Raw genomic sequence first — 19,902 nt, forward strand, 5'->3', positions numbered from 1 at the left:
TAAAAGAACATCTATGTACAACAAACATATATTTACGCTTATATTTTTAACGCTTGGCTTTCAAGTTACTTTTGCTCAAGAAGAGGAAGAGAAAGATTTGGGTACGGAAACCGTAACGGTGACCAAAGCCTACACGCCAACCGTTTCAGATGCTTTTAAAATTAAATCGGTACCAAACATGAACGATTCTATTGTTCTGCAGAAAAAACCGATCAATTACAGCATATTTTCTGTTCCCGTAGCATCTACATTTACCCCCAACAAGGGAACGGCTTCAAAAGTAGAAAAGTTGCCACCGCCTATATTGTATAATTCATATGCTTCTTTGGGGGCCGGATTGTATGGTAATGTTCTTGGCGAATTTTACACCAGTAGAAAAATAAATAGAGATGAAAATTTTGATATTGGTTTTAACCATTTGTCTTCTCGTGGAGGAATTGATGGGGTTGAGCTGAACGATACTTTTTATGATACCAAATTAGATGCCTCTTACGCTAAGCGCGATCGCGATTTAGATTGGGGTGCGGCCATTGGGTTACAACATCAACTATATAATTGGTACGGTATTGAGCCTGGTGTGTTCAGTGAAACTGTCCTTAACGGTATAGATGAACGTCAAAACTATTATATGGGCGAAGTAAGCGGTCATATTAATTTAGAAGATGTTTATTTTAAAAGGGCAGATTTAAAGTATAGAAGATTTTTTGATGCCGTAAGTTCTGGTGAGAATAGGGCTATTTTCAATTCTTCGTTCGTATTTCCCATAAATGACGAGACCTTTAACGCCAAGGTTAATGTAGATTATGTTGGTGGTAGTTTTGAGAATGCGGATGTAAATAGCAGCACTAATGATAGCGGAATTTCCTATGGTAATTTGCAAGCAGGTATTAATCCGTCATTAACCATGTTGCGTGATGATCTTTCCTTGAATTTGGGAGTAAATTTGGTCTACGGAATGGACTTGGAGAATAGTGAAAGTAATTTCTATATCTATCCGGCTGTAACGGCTTCGTATAGGTTGTTAGATGAAACCGTAATTGCTTATGGTGGGGTAACAGGGGAGTTAAAACAAAACTCGTACTATGATTTTGTAGAAGGTAACCCTTTTGTTTCGCCAACGTTGAATATTGCGCCAACAGATAGTCAGTACAATGCTTATGTAGGTTTTAAAGGTCAGTTATTGCCCAATTTAAGTTATAATGTAAAAGGCTCTTATTCAGCGGAGAACAACAGACCATTGTATACATTGAACTCTAGAAACGATTTCAGGTCAGATGATAAAGGGTATTATTATGGTAATTCGTTCGGTGTGTTCTATGACGATATAAAGACCTTGGGAATTTTTGGGGAGTTGAATGTAGATGTGAACCGTAATTTTACCGCAGGTGCAAATGTTGAGGTCTATGATTACAGTACGGAAACCGGCAACCCGGCTTGGAACTTACCAAATTTGCAAGCCTCTTTGTTCATGGATTACCAAATTGGAGAGAAGTGGTACGCTGGTGCTAACTTGTTCTATGTTGGTGAGCGTGATGATTTTTCTTCCACGGTCGTTCAAAATACACAACCAAATGATTTTCCTGCTACACTAATTACCTTAGAAGGCTATTTTGATGCCAATGCACACGTAGGGTATCGGTATACAGATCAATGGTCGTTTTTTATAAAGGGTGCAAACCTGTCTAATAATACTTACCAAAGATGGGCTAATTTTCAAGTTCAAGGAATACAGATTTTAGGTGGGGCAACCTATAAGTTCGATTTCTAATACATAGCATTAGTACAATATGTAATACTATAAGAACCCTTCTCATCATAGAGAAGGGTTTTTTACGTATAAAAACGTAGCAAAATGGCCATATTTTATCTTTTCTGTATTTTAGGGAATCTATTTAACGCGCATGTCAACTATAAGACTCTATTTAAATTTTCTGCTATTGCTTGCGCTGTGCATACCATTTCTTTTAGCGAGTCAGAATTTGGTGGTGAACCCTAGTTTTGAAGATTATAGGCAATGTCCCGTTGCATTGGGCAATTTGGAAAAAGATGTAATGGATTGGAGTATGCCCAGTCTAGGTTCTACTGATTACTTTAATGGGTGTAGCATTGCCATGGGTACCCCTGAGAATTTTAATGGAAAACAGCCTGCAAATTTTGGAACAGGCTATGTGGGGTTTTACATGTATGCCCCTAGTGATTATAGAGAATATATTCAAGCAAAGTTGAGCACGACCTTGACGAAAGGTGAACATTATACGATTTCTTTTTATGTGAGTTTGGCAGAACGGTCAGATTTTGCGGTCAAGGAATTTGGTATCCGTTTTACCGAGCTTCCTGTTAACGTGGCTACGAGCAAGGTATTATCTGGATTACACTTTTCTAAATTACAGGGAGAAATATCACCGGCCATGGAAATATCGTATTCCAAATATTTTTCCGATGAAATAAAATGGGTGCAATTGACAACCGAATATTTAGCCACTGGCAAGGAAAACTACATGATTATCGGTAATTTTAAGAACAATAAACTTACCCAAAAATACCAGACCAAAAGAAAAATTACCAAAGGCTCATATTATTATGTAGATATGGTAACCGTAAGTAATGTAAAGTCAAAATCTGGTGTTGCCTTAGGTAAAGAATATGAATTGGATAGGGTACATATTTTTAAAGACGTTCATTTCAATTCTAATAAAGCTAAAATTAGAGGAGCCCATAAACAAGAAATGGAATTTTTAATTTCTTATTTAACCGCTCATCCAGCTATTACCATTCAAATTTTTGGGCATACGGACAATATAGGTTCAAATGCTTTTAATCAAAAATTGTCTGTACAACGAGCAGAAGCAGTAGTAGATTACTTGATAAAAGGTGGTATTCAGAAAAGTAGAATTTCACTGAACGGTTATGGAAGTTCAAAACCTATAGCTTCAAATCATAAGGAGAAGGGTAGATTTTTAAACCGGCGTGTAGAGTTTGTGTTAAGCAAGCTAGAATAGTTATTGTCTTAGCTTCCCATTTTTGGCAGAGTGGGGTAGGTTGTATAATAACATGCATTATTAAAATCATTATTAACTTTATTGATGAACTTGTTGCCGTTCAAGTAGAAATCAATCTATCTTTACATAAAACACTATAAATGGATTTAAATTTAGCGGTATTGATAGATGGGGACAATATACCTTCTGCATATGTAAAAGAAATGATGGAAGAAATTGCCAAATATGGTAACCCTACTATTAAGCGTATTTATGGCGATTGGACCAATCCCCGATTGGGAAAATGGAAAAATGTACTGCTGGAAAATGCCATTACGCCTATTCAACAATATGGTTATACACAAGGTAAGAATGCCACAGATTCCGCTATGATCATAGACGCTATGGATGTTCTGTATTCTGGTAAGGTAAATGGCTTTTGTATTGTTAGTAGTGATAGTGATTTTACACGTTTGGCAACTAGATTAAGGGAAGCCGGTATGCAGGTGTTCGGTATTGGTGAACGTAAAACCCCTAACCCGTTTATTGTTGCTTGTGACAAATTTATATATATTGAAATTTTAAAAAGTAGATCAGAGGAAGAAACTACAGATGCTACCAATAAGACCCCTACAGAAAAAAATACGGTAGATAAGATTACTCCAAAAGCGTTACGTTTTATTTCAACCACTATTGACGATGTTGCAGATGATGACGGATGGGCGTTTTTAGGAGATGTAGGCAGTTTATTGCAAAAAAAACAACCAAATTTTGATTCTCGTAACTACGGGTTTCAAAAATTGACTCCGCTTATAAATTCCATTCCTCATTTTGAAATTGAACGAAGAGAAGATTCAAAAGGGCGTAAAAAATTGATTTACGTTAAAATAAAGGAGAAGGCAAATTCCAAATCAAAGAAGTAGTTCTTTTAAATATTCCGTTAAACAGAAATTGACCGATCAAAATAGTTTTGTATTTTTCCTTACAAATTCTACTACTATGATCCGCACACTGTGGTTACTTTTATTTGTTGTTGTCATTAGTTCTTGTAAAGAAACGGCAAAAAATGACCAGCTTAACAATACCAGAACAATTGCCGAAGTTTTTACCGAATTTTATGATTTTAAAAAAAGCATAAATCCAATTGAAGCTACCAAAGCGGGGTATATGGTTTATAATGATACCATAGCCAACTATATTTCTGATGACTACATTCTACATTTAAAAGACCGTTACACCTATTTTTTAGAGGAGTTGGGCAAATATGATTCTACCCAAGTAAGCGCAACGGATTATATGAGTATGCGCGTTATGGAATGGGATTGTAACGTTAAGTTAGAGGGGCTAATGAATCCTTTGGTTACGGTTGCATCACCAATTTATGACTTGCCAAGTTTTGAGCTTATGCCGCTTTTTCAAATACAATCTTTGCATTTGTACATTGCGCAGTTGGGCGGTGGCACTAGTGTACAGCCCTTTAATTTTATTGAAGATTATAATAATTGGTTAAACAGGTTAGAAGATTACCTGACTTTTTTAGATACCGCTATAGAAAAGATGAAAATTGGTGCGGATAGCGGTATAGTACTGCCAAAAGAACTTACGCTTAAAATGCTACCACAAGTACGATCGTTTATAGATGTTCCCTTAGAAGAGAACCTGTTCTATAAGCCCATTTTAAATTTTCCAGAAGGCTTGTCTGATGTGGATATGGATATCTTAAAAAGTAACTATGAAGATTTTATAGAAGAGAGATTAATTCCTAAATATGTGGAATTAGATCGGTTTTTAACTGACGAGTACTTACCGGTTTCTAGGGATACTGATGGATTATTAGACTTGCCAAATGGTAAAGAGACGTATCAGTATTTAATAAAATTGCATACCACCACCAACATGACGGCAGATGAAATTCATGAATTGGGATTGTCTGAAGTGGCCCGTATTTCAAAGGAAATGGAAGTCGTTAAAAATGAAATAGGGTTTGAAGGCGATTTAAAATCATTTTTTAAATTTCTGCGTAATAAAAAAGAATTGACACCTTTTTCAAAACCTGTAGAAGTAATTAAAAATTTTAATAACATTAATGATCGTATAGCTCTTAAAATTGATTCTCTTTTTGCATTAACGCCCAAAGCCGGTTTTCATGTACGAAGAACCGAGGCGTTTAGAGAAGCATCTGCAAGTGCGGAATATGTTCCCGGGTCAAAAGATGGTTCCAGAAGTGGTATTTTCTATGTGCCGATACCCACTGTAAAGTCATATAATACTATTCATGATGAAGCTTTGTTCTTGCATGAGGCCATACCTGGCCATCATTTTCAATTAAGTCTACAGCAGGAGAATAAAAATCTTCCAGAATTCTTGCATCCTGAAAGTATGGGTGTATTTGTAGAAGGTTGGGCATTATATGCAGAATCTTTGGGGAAAGAATTGGGTGTCTATACAGACCCTTATCAATATTTTGGCATGCTGAGCATGGAAATGCATAGGGCGATCAGGCTAGTTGTAGATACGGGTTTACATGCAAAAGGATGGAGTAGGGAAAAGGCTATACAGTATTCATTGGATAACGAAGCTGAGTCAGAAGAAGGTATTATCGCTGAAATTGAAAGGTACATGGCCACCCCGGGGCAAGCGCTGTCCTATAAAATTGGTCAGTTAAAGATAAGGGAACTACGGACTAGGGCAGAAACTAGCTTGGGCGAAAGATTCGATGTAAGAAAATTTCATAGTCAAATCCTAAATTCCGGTAGTTTGCCTCTAGTATTATTGGAAGAAAAAATAGCGCATTGGATTGCCGAACAAAATAATAAATTGTAGTAAATGACCTACATTTGTTAAAATATTATGAATTTAATATCGTTACTATTTAATATAAAACAATACTTTATAATATGAACACTAACCATGTTTTAATAAAAGTTGTCTTATTTGCCAATGTTTTATGCATTAATTCATTTGTTGAAAACCGAAAGGTAAATTCATCTTACGAGGAATTAAAACATGAGCAAATAAATGATAATAGCCCTGTTGTGGGTGTTTGGAATTTTTTAATGCCCAATGCCGATGCTCCTTATAAAACGGGGCGTATTTTTATTTCGGAAAAAAACGGAATTTATGATGTTGTAATCAGTTTAAAGACCGGCTCACTTAATGGGCAGGATATTAAGGTTGAAGAAAACAGGATCAATTTTAATATCAATCTGGAAGGTATAGAGCGTACTTCTTTTGTACTTGAGGTAGAAGGCGATAAAATGATCGGCGAGTGTTATTCTGAGAATAGATCAAGTGAAGTTTTAGCTAAGCGCACATTACCTGTAGAATAAAGATTTAAATCTTTCCGAAAAAATACTTAGTTTTCAATATTATTTGAAGTAGGTACTACCGTACTTACTTTTGCTATTCTGATAACTAACTATTTTATTGTGAAAAAATTACTTCCTATTTTATTTGTATTTTTATCTGGTTGCGAACTCATGAAAGAGAAAGTTGACCTGGTAATTTTTAACGCCAAGGTTTACACCGTTGACGACTCTTTTTCAGAAGCACAGGCATTTGCCGTACAAGACGGTAAATTCATAGCTGTTGGTACCACCGAAGAAATTAGGGATGTATATACTTCTGATCAATTGATCGATGCCGATGGTAGGGCCATTACCCCTGGTCTAATAGATGCACACTGCCATTTTTATGGCTTAGGTCTTAATCAACAATTAGTAGATTTAGTTGGTACTAAAAGTTTTGAAGAGGTTTTGGAACGTGTTAAAGCTTTTCATGCGGCTAATCCAAAATCGTTTTTAAGAGGTAGAGGTTGGGACCAAAACGATTGGGAAATTAAGGAATTCCCGACCAAGGCAGAGTTAGATACCATATTCCCTGATATACCTGTTGCTTTAGAACGTGTAGACGGTCACGCATATTTGGTGAACCAAAAAGCGTTAGATATGGCCGATATTGATTGGAGTACTAAAGTTGAAGGCGGTGAAATAGTAAGAAAGTGGGAAAACGGATATTCTGGTATCACCGGTGTTTTAGTGGATAACCCTATGTCACTTATAGATAGTGTAATGCCGCTGCCAAGTTTGGAAGATAAAATTACGGCGTTGAAAGATGCGGAAAGAATTAGCTTTAACCACGGTCTAACAACCGTAAATGATGCCGGACTGGATAGAAGTACCATTGAATTGATAGACAGTTTACAACAGGCAGGCGAGTTGTCTATAAGAATCTATGCCATGGTTAGCAATAATAAAGACGACGTTGATTATTTTATAGAAAAAGGGCCTATTAAGACAGGTCGATTAAATGTAAGGTCCGTAAAAGTATATGGTGACGGAGCTTTAGGTTCTAGAGGGGCTGCCTTGAAAGAGGAGTATAGTGATTTACCCAAACATTTTGGTGCAATGATTACTCCTGTTGCGGATATTGAGGCGCTCGCAGAGAAACTTGCAAATTCAGAATATCAAATGAATACGCACGCTATAGGAGATTCGGCCAATATAGCTGTATTAAGGGCATACAAGAATGTATTGAAAGGTAAGGATGATAGACGTTGGAAAATTGAACATGCACAAGTTCTTACAGAAGGAGATTTCGATTATTTTGAGGACGGTATAATTCCTTCAGTACAACCTACGCACGCTACCAGTGATATGTATTGGGCAGAAGAACGTTTGGGAGAAAGAGTAAAAGGTGCTTATGCATACAAAACGTTGTTGAACAAAGCAGGTACTATAGCATTAGGAACAGATTTCCCTGTAGAAGATGTAAGTCCGTTTTTAACGTTTTACGCTGCTGTGGCAAGACAGGATATCAGTGGATATCCAGAAGGAGGATTTCAAATGGAGGAAGCTTTGTCTAGGGAAGAAACATTAAAGGGTATGACCATTTGGGCGGCATATTCAAATTTTGAAGAAGATGAGAAGGGTAGTATAGAGCCGGGCAAGTTTGCGGATTTTGTTATTTATGATAAGGATATGATGACGGTACCTGTTGCTGAAATACCAACAATTCGTGCAGAACAGACATTTGTAAACGGTATAGTTAAATAAAATAATATAGGTCAAAGAAAAAGCCTCGGTCAATGACCGAGGCTTTTTTAATATATTAAGTTTTTAATTACATTGTAATTGGAACTGCAACTCTTGTTTTGTCCCATCCCATAACCAATTCAGCGCCATCATTGGCATCTTTGAAAGCAATTGAAAATTCTTCTAATGATGCGGCATCAGAACCGTTTGGTACGGTTACACGAGCAACATCGGCGGCTTCATCATAAAAATATGAACCCCATTGGTTTAGGTTTTTGTTTAATATAACCGTCCACTCGTCTCCACCTGGTATGGTGAATAAAGAGTATGTACCAGCTTTAACAGCTTTACCACCAAAAGTAACATCCTTGTAGAAAGTAATTTCTGGAGCTTCGTTGGCACCGGTTCTCCAAACTTTTCCGGTAGGCGCCAATTCTTCCATTGAACGGCCTTTTAATTGTGGTCTTCCGTAAATGATACGAACGGCCTTTTCAGAAACTTTGTAATCTGTAGGGTAGGCGGCCATGTCCATAGGACTTTTATCTATTCCGGAAAATTCTTGGGCTGTTGCAGAAGCGGTAAAAACTAAGGCAAAAATAAGTGTAGCTAGTGTAAATACGTTTTTCATAATAATTGTTTAGGTTTCTAGGTCATAAAACTAAGCAGTTCCTTACAGTCCGATTAATAAAAAGAAGTTAAATTTTATGTTAGTTACATTATGTCATGTTTTAAACTATGCAAATGTTAAATAGATATCAAATTGAATTAATAAATCATTTTATTGTTACAATATGTAACCATAATTAATATATGTGTTTGTTAATTGAAACTATAAGTTGATATTTGAATTCGAAATGATATAATAATTAGATTATGTGTGGAATAGTATGTGCATTTGATGTTAAGGAAAGTACTGAGGTACTTAGGCCTCAACTTTTAGAAATGTCAAAAAAGATTAGACATAGAGGTCCGGATTGGAGTGGTATCTATGCTGATGATAAAGCCATTTTAGCTCACGAGCGTTTGGCTATAGTTGATCCAGCTTCTGGAAAACAACCATTATTGAGTCCTAATGGTAAATTGATATTGGCTGCCAATGGCGAAATATATAATCATAGAGAATTACGTAAGCAGTTTGAGGGTACATATGATTTTCAGACCGAATCTGACTGTGAAGTAATATTGGCTTTATACAAGGAAAAAGGGGTTAAGTTTTTAGATGAATTGAACGGTATTTTTGGTTTTACCATTTACGATGCCGATAAAGATGAATATTTTGTTGCTCGTGACCACATGGGCATTATTCCTCTATACATGGGTTGGGATAAAAACGGTACTTTTTATGTAGCATCAGAGCTAAAGGCTTTGGAAGGTACATGTACCAAGATAGAATTATTTCCTCCAGGACATTATTTACATAGTGCTGACGGCGAATTGAAAAGATGGTACTCTAGAGATTGGATGGAGTATGATGCCGTAAAGGATAACGAAACTAGTATACAAGAAGTGAAAGAGGCTTTAGAGGCAGCAGTTCATAGACAATTGATGTCAGATGTGCCTTATGGTGTATTGTTGTCCGGTGGTTTGGATTCATCTGTTACTTCTGCCGTTGCTAAAAAATATGCACAGAAAAGAATTGAGAGTGGTGATACGGCAGATGCTTGGTACCCACAGTTACACTCTTTTTCCGTTGGTTTGGAGGGATCTCCAGATTTGGCGGCCGCACAAAAGGTAGCGGACCACATTGGTACGGTACATCATGAAATTAAATTTACCATTCAAGAAGGTTTAGATGCAATAAAAGATGTTATCTATAATATTGAAACGTATGATATTACTACCATTCGTTCATCTACACCAATGTATTTAATGGCCCGTGTTATTAAGTCCATGGGTATAAAAATGGTATTGTCCGGTGAAGGTGCAGACGAGATTTTTGGAGGTTATCTATACTTTCATAAAGCACCAAATGCTAGGGAGTTTCATGAAGAGACCGTTCGTAAATTAGATAAGTTGCACATGTACGATTGCTTAAGGGCAAACAAAAGTTTGGCCGCCTGGGGTATTGAAGGTCGTGTGCCATTTTTGGATAAAGAGTTTATGGATGTAGCTATGCGTATTAACCCAGAAGATAAAATGATCAACGGAGAACGTATGGAGAAGTGGGTAGTTCGTAAAGCTTTTGAGGATATGATACCTGAAAGCGTAGCTTGGAGACAAAAAGAGCAATTTAGTGATGGTGTTGGTTATAGCTGGATAGATACCTTAAAGGAACTGGTAGATAAGGAAATAACAGATGAGCAAATTGAAAATGCGGCGTTCCGCTTTCCGATCAACACGCCATTGAACAAAGAAGAGTATTACTATAGAACTATTTTTGAAGGGCATTTTCCTAGTGATGCCGCAGCCTTAAGTGTACCACAAGAAGCAAGTGTAGCTTGTAGTACCGCAACGGCATTGGAGTGGGACGAGGCGTTCAAAAATATGAACGATCCTTCAGGTAGGGCAATAGCTAACGTACATGACGAAGCTTATGTTAAACAATAGGGTTTGAATTAGTCATTATATCTATTGTAAAAACCCCGTCTACTTTGTAGGCGGGGTTTGCTTTTTTATAATAAGTATAATTTTAACTTTTAGAAGCTATCGATCATATCTTTTAGTTTCTCCTTTGACTCTCCGGTCTTTTCTTGAATACGTCCCAATAGCTCATCAGATTTACCTTCGGCATAAGTAAGGTCGTCATCTGTTAGGTCTCCATACTTTTGTTTAAGTTTTCCTTTTGCTATATTCCACTTACCTTTAAATTGTTCTTCGTTCATAATAGATTGTTTTAAGATTATACCTCTAAGTTAACATCCATATGTAAAGTAAATCTTAATATTTTGGTTAGGAAATGGATAACGCAAACAATCAAATGTATACCGTTAATTTCTGCTATGAATTGTTAACATTGGTCAAAGGTTCACTAAGATGTTGATTCATGTTTTAGGGTTTTCATGAATTTTAAAACGTTGTTTTTTTATGAAATACAACTTCGTGGTAGCGGTAGAAGGTTGAATTTGGAAATTTAGTGTCATTTAAGCGTAAGGGGGTAATTTTCCACAATTATTGTTGATAACTTGCTTTTGTCCAATAGCTAGAAAGGCTATATTTCATGGGGTATTGCGTATATTTGTAAGATTGCAAAATTTGAAGTAAAACAACCTTAATTTTATGAGCGAAGAAGCAAATAAGAAAAATTATTCGGCAGATAGTATTCAGGCCTTGGAGGGAATGGAGCACGTACGTATGCGTCCGTCCATGTATATAGGTGATGTTGGGATCCGTGGTTTGCACCATTTGGTATATGAAGTAGTGGATAACTCTATTGATGAAGCTATGGGTGGTCATTGTGACAGCATAAGCGTAATCATAAACGAGGACAATTCTATAACAACAAGAGATAATGGTAGGGGTATCCCGGTAGACCTTCATAAAAAAGAAGGTGTGTCTGCACTAGAGGTGGTTATGACCAAAATTGGTGCCGGTGGTAAATTCGATAAAGATTCTTATAAAGTTTCTGGTGGTCTGCACGGTGTTGGTGTTTCTTGTGTAAACGCATTATCCGATCATTTGACGGCAACGGTATTCAGGGACGGTGTAATTTGGCAACAAGAGTATGAGCGTGGTAAAGCATTATATCCTGTAAAAAGAATAGGTGAGACGGAAGAGAGAGGTACCGAGGTTACTTTTCACCCAGATAACACCATTTTTACCCAAACTATAGAATATAGCTATGAAACTTTGGCCAATAGAATGCGAGAGCTTTCTTTCTTGAACAAAGGAGTAACTATAAGTATTACGGACAAGCGCCAAAAAGATGAAAAAGGGGAATTTGTTAGTGAAACGTTTTTCTCTAACGAAGGTCTTAAGGAATTTGTAAAGTTTTTAGATGGTAACCGTGAGTCTTTGATACAAGGGGTTATTGCTATGGAAGGGGAAAAAAATGATATTCCCGTAGAAGTGGCCATGATCTATAATACAAGTTATACGGAGAACCTTCATTCTTATGTAAACAATATTAATACACACGAAGGTGGTACGCATTTATCAGGGTTTAGAAGAGGTTTGACCTCTACGCTTAAGAAATATGCAGATGCCTCTGGAATGTTGGATAAATTAAAGTTTGAAATTCAAGGTGATGATTTCCGTGAGGGTCTTACGGCAATTGTGTCCGTAAAAGTTTCTGAGCCTCAATTTGAAGGCCAGACCAAGACAAAATTAGGGAACAGAGAGGTTTCTGCAGCTGTTAGTCAGGCGGTTTCCGAAATGTTGACCAATTATCTTGAAGAGCATCCAGATGATGCAAAGACCATTGTTCAAAAAGTTATCCTTGCGGCACAGGCTAGACATGCAGCTTCTAAGGCTCGTGAAATGGTACAGCGTAAGAATGTTATGAGTGGTGGTGGACTACCTGGTAAACTATCGGATTGTTCTGAACAAGATCCTGAAAAATGCGAAATATTCCTAGTTGAGGGAGATTCGGCGGGTGGTACTGCCAAAATGGGACGTGATCGTAATTTTCAGGCAATCCTACCTCTACGAGGTAAGATTTTGAACGTTGAAAAAGCTATGCAACATAAAGTTTTTGAAAACGAAGAAATTAAAAATATGTATACTGCTTTGGGTGTTACCATAGGTACCGAAGAGGATAGTAAGGCATTGAACCTTGAGAAACTGAGATATCATAAGGTAGTCATCATGTGTGATGCCGATGTTGATGGTAGTCATATTGAAACATTGATTTTAACGTTCTTCTTCCGTTACATGAGAGAATTGGTAGAGCAAGGTCATATTTACATTGCTACACCGCCTTTATACTTGGTTAAGAAGGGTCAGAAAAAGCAATATGCCTGGAGTGATAAAGAACGTGATGAAATTGCAGATAGTTATAGCGGTGGTGTTAGTATACAACGTTACAAAGGTCTTGGTGAAATGAACGCTGAACAATTATGGGATACCACTATGAATCCAGAGTTTAGGACCTTACGTCAAATACAGATAGACAACGCCACGGAAACCGATCGTGTTTTCTCAATGCTGATGGGTGACGAAGTGCCGCCACGAAGAGAGTTTATAGAGAAAAATGCCGTTTATGCAAACATTGACACATAGAATCTAATACTTACACAACAAAAACCTGCGTCTACAGCGCAGGTTTTTTAGTTTTAATAAAATTTTAATTATGAAAAATCTACTTACATGTATTATTGTTGGAACATGCTTGACTGCTTCAGCTCAGGCAGATTTTAATAATGTTCTTTCGGCAGGAGTTGAAGATGCAGAACGATTTACGACGGATTATATGTCGCCTCTTTCAGAAAGTGTGGTGTATAGCATGTCTACCGGGTGGTACAATACTGCCGATGCAAAACCGTTGGGCGGATTCGAAATCTCGATCATAGGTAACATTACCGGCTTTAAGAACAAAGAGGATAAAAAGACCTTCATCTTAGATCCTAGTGATTATCAGAATTTAGATTTTGTGGACAACCCGGGAGTTGCAAGAGAAGTGTCTACCGCATTAGGGGATATTTCAGGTACAGAAGTGTTTGTAGAAGGTGAAGTTTTGGGTGTAACGGTTCGTGAGACTTTTGAACTACCTTCGGGCTTGGCAGGAGAAGATATTGATTTTATTCCTTCAGGATATTTGCAGGGTAGTGTAGGGTTGATCAAAGGAACGGAGCTAAAAGCAAGATTTCTTCCTAAAATAGAATATGAAGATGCATCTATTGGATTGTTCGGTGTTGGACTTCAGCATGATTTCACAAAACTATTACCGGCAGATAAGATACTGCCTGTAGCAATTTCCGCCGTTATTGGTTATACCAACATTAGTGGTGACTATGATTTGGCAAATGCAGATTTAATAGATGGTGAAAATCAACGTATAGAAGCTCAAATTAGTAGTTGGGCGTTTGGAGCCGTCGTTTCTACCAAACTGCCGATAATTAATTTTTATGGAGGGGTAAATTATATTACAGGTAAATCTGTAACTGATGTGTTGGGAACGTATAGAGTTACCAGAGGTCCTTTTGCTTCTGAAACGTATGAGGATCCATTTTCTATTACAAAGAAGGTAGATGGTGTAACCGGTACTTTAGGTACCAAACTTAAATTAGGTTTCTTTAGGCTGAATGCCGAATATAATCTAGGAGAGTTCAATACGGCAACGGTTGGGGTCAACTTTGGTTTTAGATAAATAAAGGTTTTAAATTTAAAAGGTCCGATAGGAATTATCTCTAATTCCGTCGGACCTTTTTTATACTTTAAAAAGTGTAGGTAATACTTTTAAAAAGCTGATCTAGAACAACTATGGGTATAAAAAAGACTGCCCAGATCCCTCCGGACAGCCTTTTTCCCATGGCCCTGTTAAAATCGTTTATTCCCTTATGGCCAATGTTGCACCATCTTTCTTTTGAAGGTAAGAACCCTCATCCGTTGCTTTAATAGTGATAACATTATTGGGTTTATCTTTAAGACCTTTATACTCTACAGTATATACATCGTCTTTTTTGGACCAGTTGAAATCTGTTTTTAGGATAATGGTAGAACCGTCTATCTCTTGATATCTTCCTAGGTAGACATCGTTAAAAATCCATTCTTTACGAATTGTTTGTTTTGAAGAGCTCTCTGTGACGATTAGCTCAGATTGAGACCATAATCCTATTATAGGATCGTTGTTCTCTTCTATACGAGAACAGTTTGCAAGAAATACTATGGCACATATGGCCAACAAAGAGAGGAACTTCTTAGTCATAAGTAGGTTAATTTAATTTTGGATTTGGGATCCACAGTAATTAACGTGAGTAATTTTGCGTTATTATTTTAATTCGATGTATGGTCGCTTTTTGACGATTTCTTCGTTAAAGCGCAAAAAAAATTAACAAAATGTGCATTTTATCGATGTTTTTAATGCCTTGTAAGGGTAATAAAATCAATAGGTCAGTACGATAATTCATCAATAAATACCTATTTTTGGAAAGGAAATTCAATAATCATAAAATGGACATTCCATTTTATATATAATAATTCATAAAATAAAAATAAATGAAAGTTACAGTTGTAGGTGCTGGTGCGGTAGGTGCTAGTTGTGCAGAGTACATTGCCATTAAGGATTTTGCATCGGAAGTGGTTATTTTGGACATTAAAGAAGGTTATGCTGAAGGAAAGGCGATGGATTTAATGCAAACGGCCTCTTTAAACGGATTTGATACAAAGATAACGGGCAGTACTAACGATTACGCTAAGACAGCTGATAGTCATGTTGCCGTAATTACTTCTGGTATACCAAGAAAACCTGGTATGACTAGAGAAGAATTGATCGGTATCAATGCCGGTATCGTTAAAACGGTTTCAAGTAATCTTTTAGAGCACTCACCTAATGTTATTATCATAGTGGTAAGTAACCCTATGGATACCATGACTTATTTGGTCCATAAAACTACTGGTTTACCTAAAAATAGAATTATTGGTATGGGTGGTGCTTTGGATAGCGCACGTTTTAAGTATCGTTTGGCAGAAGCAATGGAAGCTCCTATTTCTGATATTGACGGTATGGTAATTGGTGGGCATAGTGACACCGGTATGGTTCCTTTAACTTCTCACGCAACTAGAAATAGTATTCGTGTATCTGAATTCTTGTCTGATGAAAGATTGGAGCAAGTTGCTGCTGATACTAAGGTTGGTGGTGCTACATTGACCAAATTATTAGGAACTAGTGCTTGGTATGCCCCTGGTGCTGCAGTTTCTTCAATGGTTCAGGCAATTGCTTGTGATCAAAAGAAAATGTTCCCTTGTTCTACAATGTTAGATGGAGAATACGGTTTAAAGGATATCTGTATAGGTGTTCCTGTAATCTTGGGTAAAGATGGTATCGAGAAAATAGTAGATATTCCATTAAGTGATGCAGAAAAAGCAAAAATGCAAGAAAGTGCTGCCGGTGTAACAAAGACCAATGGCCTTTTAGAGTTATAGTTTAACTACGCTTAACAATAGAACAGAGTCCTTATAGTCTAACTATAAGGATTTTGTTTTTTTTATTAGGCATACCTTGGTGGTATATATGTAAAAAATATACTACTTAGAATAATCTTTCTTTTTATATTTGCCGCATGAATGCAAAATGGTGCGTAAGTACTTTATTTATTATTCTAGCCTTATTGGGGCTAAGTCAAGAGCAAACTAAAGCTTCTAATCAACAAATTGTACTGCAATTTGAAGATGTAGAATTAGCTTCGGAATCCGCGCATGATGATATTTTGGAGGCAATTACCACCAAGCTTGAGATTCTAGGAGTTAATAGCGTTGAAATTATAGAGAATAACGGTGCTGAGTTAAGTATACGTTACTATAGTGATATTGATGCAATTAGTGTAAAAAAGTTTTTGTCCGAAGAAAATGAACGGGCACTTTCCCACGAAGAAGGGTTTCCTTCGGATTATCCATCAGAAGAACTTCCTGAAACGTATAACCTTGTTGTATCCGATCTTCATCAGCAAGCTGAACATGGGGTTACTTTAAATGCAACTATCGTTGCTGTTCAAAAGCAGATAACCAAAAAAATAACCGATCCGGTATTATTACCGTTTTGTAATGCTGTAGCATTAGAACAAGATGTTCTTGTAAATACGGCTTTTAAGATCAATAGAACTATTGCAATAGCAATAGATAATACTTCACAAATAATTCCAGAAGTAAGGGCGGGGCCTTGCACATGTGGAAATAGTTAATTTCCGATAACATATACGAACACTAAGGAGCGTAATGACTTTTAACGTAAAGGTTCGTTGCCTTGGTTTTTAACATACACACAATCTTAATCAACATAAATTAAATAAACTATTAAAATGCAAAACAAAGGACTTATAAAGCTGTTTGCTTTATTATTTGGGTTAGTCAGTATTTACCAGCTATCCTATACTTTCGTAACCAGTAAAGTAGAAAAAGAAGCGAACACTTTCGCTGCTAGCCGTATTTCTGAATCTGAAGAAGGCTATATAGCAAAAAGAGAGGCTGCAGCTGCTAGCTATCTTGATTCTATTGGTAACAACCCTGTTTTTGGGTATACCAACTATAATGAAGCTAAAAAGAAAGAACTAAATAAAGGTCTTGACCTTAAAGGTGGTATCAACGTTACCTTACAGATTTCTATTAAGGATATCCTTAAAGGGTTGGCTAATAATACCAAGAGCCCAATATTCAATAAAGCACTAGCTGATGCAGATGCTGCTGCTAGTAATAGTGATGACACGTATATCGATTTGTTTTTTGAAGCTTTCGATAATATTAAAGGTGATACTAAATTAGCTTCACCAGATATCTTTGCCAATAAAGGTCTTAGTGATGAGATCAACTTTCAAATGTCAGATGATGAGGTTAAGCCTATCATCCGTAGAAAAATAGATGAGTCCATCGTTTCTGCTTTTGAGGTACTAAGAGAACGTATAGATGGTTTTGGTGTTACACAGCCTAACATTCAAAGAGAAGGTAACTCTGGTCGTATTTTGGTAGAATTGCCAGGTGCTAGAGATATCGCTAGAGCACAAGATCTTTTATCAAGTACTGCTCAATTAGAATTTTGGGAAACGTACAAGCAAAGTAATACCAGCTTCAGTACGTTCCTTATTCAAGCGAACGAGAAATTAAAAACAATTGTTGAGGTTAAGCAACCAGAACAAGTTAAAGAAGAGTCTGAATTAGATTCATTATTATCTGATGTTTCTGCTGATTCTTTAGATTTAGCGACACAGGTTAATCCTTTATACGAATTATTGATTCCTGCTAACCCAGGATCAAACGCAATGTTCCGTGCCGCAATAAAAGATACGGCAACTATTGGTTCTTATTTAAGAATGCCGGAAATCAGAAGATTATTGCCTGCTGATATACAGTTTACAAAATTTGTTTGGGAAAGACCTTCATCAGAAGATACTGAGGTTATTGATTTATACGCATTGAAGTCTAACCGCGAGGGTACACCAAGAATTAGTGGTGATGTTGTTAGTGATGCTAGAGCAGATTTTGATCAGTTCAGTAAGCCTGCCGTTTCAATGACCATGAATACAAAAGGTGCCAAGGAATGGGAAAAATTAACCGGTGATGCTTACACCAACCAGACCGGTATTGCTATTGTATTGGATAATAAAGTATACACAGCTCCTGGTGTTTCTTCAGGTCCAATCTCTGGTGGTCGTTCAGAAATTACGGGCGACTTTACCGTAAACGAGACTAAAGATATTTCTAACGTGCTTAGAGCTGGTAAACTTCCTGCTTCTGCAGAAATCATTCAATCGGAAATTGTTGGTCCTTCATTGGGTCAAGAAGCTATTGATAGTGGTTTTATGTCATTCTTGATCGCTTTTGTAATCGTTCTTTTATGGATGATCGGTTATTATGGTAAAGCAGGTGTATTTGCGGATATCGCTTTAATGTTGAACATCTTATTAATATTCGGTGTATTGACTAGTTTAAATGCGGTACTGACTTTACCTGGTATTGCCGGTATTGTTTTAACGCTTGGTATGTCTGTTGATGCTAACGTACTGATCTTTGAACGTATTAAAGAAGAGTTGGCAAAAGGTAAAGGTAAGAGCCAAGCTGTTGCAGATGGTTTTTGTAATGAATTGTCTTCAATTTTAGATGCGAACATTACTACAGGTTTAACTGCGGTTATCTTATTTATTTTTGGATCAGGTCCAATTAAAGGTTTCGCAACTACCTTACTTATTGGTATTATAACATCCTTATTTACTGCAATATTCATCACTCGTTTGTTAATTGACTGGTATATTAGTGGGAAAGGTAGAAGTTTGGATTTCTCTACTGGCATCACTAAAAACCTTTTCAAAGGAATTAATGTTGATTTCTTGAAGAAAAGAAAAATAGCTTACGTAATATCAGGAATTTTAATAGCAGTTGGTTTATTCTCATTATTAGCAGGACCTGGATTACAAAAGGGTGTAGATTTTATAGGAGGACGTTCATATACTGTTCGTTTTGAGAATCCAGTAAATCCTTCTGAAATAACATCAGAATTGAATACCGTATTTGGTAGCGGAACAAATGTGAAAACATATGGCGAGTCTAACCAAGTAAAAATTACCACGCCTTATAAAGTAGATGTAGAGGGTATAGAAGTGGATACTGAAATTCAGGATAAACTTTACACTTCCCTTCAGAAGTATTTGCCGGACGGGTTTAGTAAAGAAGCCTTCGTATTGGGCGGTGTTGATGATGAAGCAGTTGGTATTTTGGCATCTGTAAAGGTTGGTCCAACAATTGCAGATGATATTCAGAAAAACGCATTCTTGGCTATTTTAGGGTCATTACTTGTAGTGTTCCTATATATTTTAATAAGATTTAGAAGATGGCAATTCTCATTGGGTGCTGTAACTGCAGTATTCCATGATGTATTGATCGTACTTGGTGTATTCTCTATATTCGGTAAGCTAATGCCATTTAACATGGAAATCGATCAAGCGTTCATTGCGGCGATCCTGACCGTAATTGGTTACTCGCTGAATGATACCGTGGTAGTATTTGACCGTATTCGTGAAACTTTGGCCGAACGTGGCTGGAAAGGTGGTTCTAACATTAACTACGCTATTAATACCACGTTAAGTAGAACATTGAATACATCTTTGACTACATTGGTAGTATTATTGGCAATCTTTATTTTTGGAGGTGAGTCATTAAGAGGATTTATGTTCGCAATGATCGTAGGTGTTCTTGTAGGTACATATTCATCTGTATTTATTGCAACCCCGGTAATGTTCGATGCATTGAGCAAGAAAATTACTTCGGGCAATGCTAAGCCTTCTACTGAAGTAGAATAATAGTCTAACTAA

The 19,902-nt window shown here is 36.8% G+C and carries 15 protein-coding genes; 12 read left to right on the forward strand and 3 right to left on the reverse strand.

The features are described 5' to 3' along the window. The first annotated feature begins 13 nt into the window (after positions 1 to 13). From QZ657_RS07715 to QZ657_RS07740, 6 genes are all read left to right on the forward strand, one after another. Positions 14 to 1,768 carry a TonB-dependent receptor gene (locus tag QZ657_RS07715; RefSeq protein ID WP_291966030.1) on the forward strand — a complete coding sequence of 585 codons (1,755 nt, stop codon included), beginning with the start codon at positions 14 to 16 and terminating at the stop codon, positions 1,766 to 1,768. A 133-nt stretch (positions 1,769 to 1,901) separates the two neighbouring features. Beyond that, a complete protein-coding gene (locus QZ657_RS07720) occupies positions 1,902 to 2,999 on the forward strand; it encodes an OmpA family protein (protein WP_291966032.1) in 1,098 nt (365 codons plus the stop codon). Between the two features lie 140 nt (positions 3,000 to 3,139). Further along, the gene (locus QZ657_RS07725) at positions 3,140 to 3,901 is read left to right on the forward strand and encodes an NYN domain-containing protein (protein WP_276471765.1); all 762 of its coding nucleotides are present in this window, start codon (positions 3,140 to 3,142) and stop codon (positions 3,899 to 3,901) included. Between the two features lie 76 nt (positions 3,902 to 3,977). Next, on the forward strand, positions 3,978 to 5,801 hold the full coding sequence (locus tag QZ657_RS07730; RefSeq protein ID WP_291966034.1) for a DUF885 domain-containing protein: 1,824 nt from the start codon (positions 3,978 to 3,980) through the stop codon (positions 5,799 to 5,801). 74 nt (positions 5,802 to 5,875) lie between these two features. Then, entirely contained in the window at positions 5,876 to 6,307 is a 432-nt protein-coding gene (locus tag QZ657_RS07735; RefSeq protein WP_291966036.1) for a hypothetical protein, read from the forward strand. Positions 6,308 to 6,406: 99 nt separating this feature from the next. After that, positions 6,407 to 8,032, forward strand: coding sequence for an amidohydrolase (locus tag QZ657_RS07740; RefSeq protein WP_412759681.1), 1,626 nt, complete (start codon positions 6,407 to 6,409; stop codon positions 8,030 to 8,032). A gap of 67 nt (positions 8,033 to 8,099) precedes the next feature. On the opposite strand, the gene QZ657_RS07745 is transcribed toward QZ657_RS07740, so the two are convergent. Next, a complete protein-coding gene (locus QZ657_RS07745; RefSeq protein WP_291962910.1) occupies positions 8,100 to 8,639 on the reverse strand; it encodes a DUF2911 domain-containing protein in 540 nt (179 codons plus the stop codon). A 245-nt stretch (positions 8,640 to 8,884) separates the two neighbouring features. Here QZ657_RS07745 and asnB point away from each other — a divergent pair, with 245 nt between their 5' ends. Beyond that, positions 8,885 to 10,558 (forward strand): asparagine synthase B, encoded by a 1,674-nt coding sequence (gene asnB, locus QZ657_RS07750; RefSeq protein WP_291966038.1) that lies wholly within the window; start codon positions 8,885 to 8,887, stop codon positions 10,556 to 10,558. Positions 10,559 to 10,647: 89 nt separating this feature from the next. Here asnB and QZ657_RS07755 read toward each other — a convergent pair whose 3' ends face one another. Then, positions 10,648 to 10,833 (reverse strand): CsbD family protein, encoded by a 186-nt coding sequence (locus QZ657_RS07755; RefSeq protein ID WP_291966040.1) that lies wholly within the window; start codon positions 10,831 to 10,833, stop codon positions 10,648 to 10,650. Between the two features lie 394 nt (positions 10,834 to 11,227). Here QZ657_RS07755 and gyrB point away from each other — a divergent pair, with 394 nt between their 5' ends. Continuing rightward, complete coding sequence (gyrB, locus tag QZ657_RS07760) at positions 11,228 to 13,168, forward strand: DNA topoisomerase (ATP-hydrolyzing) subunit B (protein WP_291966042.1); 1,941 nt, start codon at positions 11,228 to 11,230, stop codon at positions 13,166 to 13,168. A gap of 70 nt (positions 13,169 to 13,238) precedes the next feature. Further along, positions 13,239 to 14,255 carry a DUF6588 family protein gene (locus QZ657_RS07765; protein ID WP_291966044.1) on the forward strand — a complete coding sequence of 339 codons (1,017 nt, stop codon included), beginning with the start codon at positions 13,239 to 13,241 and terminating at the stop codon, positions 14,253 to 14,255. A 180-nt stretch (positions 14,256 to 14,435) separates the two neighbouring features. Here the strand turns inward: QZ657_RS07765 and QZ657_RS07770 are convergent, their stop codons facing one another. Beyond that, positions 14,436 to 14,813 (reverse strand): hypothetical protein, encoded by a 378-nt coding sequence (locus tag QZ657_RS07770; RefSeq protein WP_276471773.1) that lies wholly within the window; start codon positions 14,811 to 14,813, stop codon positions 14,436 to 14,438. Positions 14,814 to 15,103: 290 nt separating this feature from the next. On the opposite strand from QZ657_RS07770, the gene QZ657_RS07775 reads away from it, so the two are divergent. The 3 genes from QZ657_RS07775 to secDF all read left to right on the forward strand — a co-directional run bounded on the left by QZ657_RS07775 (position 15,104) and on the right by secDF (position 19,890). Next, positions 15,104 to 16,030 (forward strand): malate dehydrogenase, encoded by a 927-nt coding sequence (locus QZ657_RS07775; RefSeq protein WP_276471774.1) that lies wholly within the window; start codon positions 15,104 to 15,106, stop codon positions 16,028 to 16,030. 137 nt (positions 16,031 to 16,167) lie between these two features. Then, positions 16,168 to 16,785 carry a hypothetical protein gene (locus QZ657_RS07780; RefSeq protein ID WP_291966046.1) on the forward strand — a complete coding sequence of 206 codons (618 nt, stop codon included), beginning with the start codon at positions 16,168 to 16,170 and terminating at the stop codon, positions 16,783 to 16,785. Between the two features lie 117 nt (positions 16,786 to 16,902). Further along, positions 16,903 to 19,890, forward strand: coding sequence for a protein translocase subunit SecDF (gene secDF, locus QZ657_RS07785; protein WP_291966048.1), 2,988 nt, complete (start codon positions 16,903 to 16,905; stop codon positions 19,888 to 19,890). The last annotated feature ends 12 nt before the right edge of the window (positions 19,891 to 19,902 follow it).

This window comes from Maribacter sp. (assembly GCA_020629415.1).
Lineage (GTDB): Bacteria > Bacteroidota > Bacteroidia > Flavobacteriales > Flavobacteriaceae > Maribacter > Maribacter huludaoensis.

Excerpts from the sequence above, each read along its gene's own strand:
- QZ657_RS07730 (WP_291966034.1), top strand. The coding sequence starts at position 3,978 with ATGATCCGCACACTGTGGTTACTTTTATTTGTTGTTGTCATTAGTTCT.
- QZ657_RS07755 (WP_291966040.1), bottom strand. The coding sequence starts at position 10,833 with ATGAACGAAGAACAATTTAAAGGTAAGTGGAATATAGCAAAAGGAAAA.
- QZ657_RS07765 (WP_291966044.1), top strand. The coding sequence starts at position 13,239 with ATGAAAAATCTACTTACATGTATTATTGTTGGAACATGCTTGACTGCT.
- QZ657_RS07745 (WP_291962910.1), bottom strand. The coding sequence starts at position 8,639 with ATGAAAAACGTATTTACACTAGCTACACTTATTTTTGCCTTAGTTTTT.
- gyrB (WP_291966042.1), top strand. The coding sequence starts at position 11,228 with ATGAGCGAAGAAGCAAATAAGAAAAATTATTCGGCAGATAGTATTCAG.
- QZ657_RS07780 (WP_291966046.1), top strand. The coding sequence starts at position 16,168 with ATGAATGCAAAATGGTGCGTAAGTACTTTATTTATTATTCTAGCCTTA.
- QZ657_RS07720 (WP_291966032.1), top strand. The coding sequence starts at position 1,902 with ATGTCAACTATAAGACTCTATTTAAATTTTCTGCTATTGCTTGCGCTG.
- QZ657_RS07735 (WP_291966036.1), top strand. The coding sequence starts at position 5,876 with ATGAACACTAACCATGTTTTAATAAAAGTTGTCTTATTTGCCAATGTT.
- QZ657_RS07775 (WP_276471774.1), top strand. The coding sequence starts at position 15,104 with ATGAAAGTTACAGTTGTAGGTGCTGGTGCGGTAGGTGCTAGTTGTGCA.
- QZ657_RS07770 (WP_276471773.1), bottom strand. The coding sequence starts at position 14,813 with ATGACTAAGAAGTTCCTCTCTTTGTTGGCCATATGTGCCATAGTATTT.
- QZ657_RS07725 (WP_276471765.1), top strand. The coding sequence starts at position 3,140 with ATGGATTTAAATTTAGCGGTATTGATAGATGGGGACAATATACCTTCT.
- QZ657_RS07715 (WP_291966030.1), top strand. The coding sequence starts at position 14 with ATGTACAACAAACATATATTTACGCTTATATTTTTAACGCTTGGCTTT.
- secDF (WP_291966048.1), top strand. The coding sequence starts at position 16,903 with ATGCAAAACAAAGGACTTATAAAGCTGTTTGCTTTATTATTTGGGTTA.
- asnB (WP_291966038.1), top strand. The coding sequence starts at position 8,885 with ATGTGTGGAATAGTATGTGCATTTGATGTTAAGGAAAGTACTGAGGTA.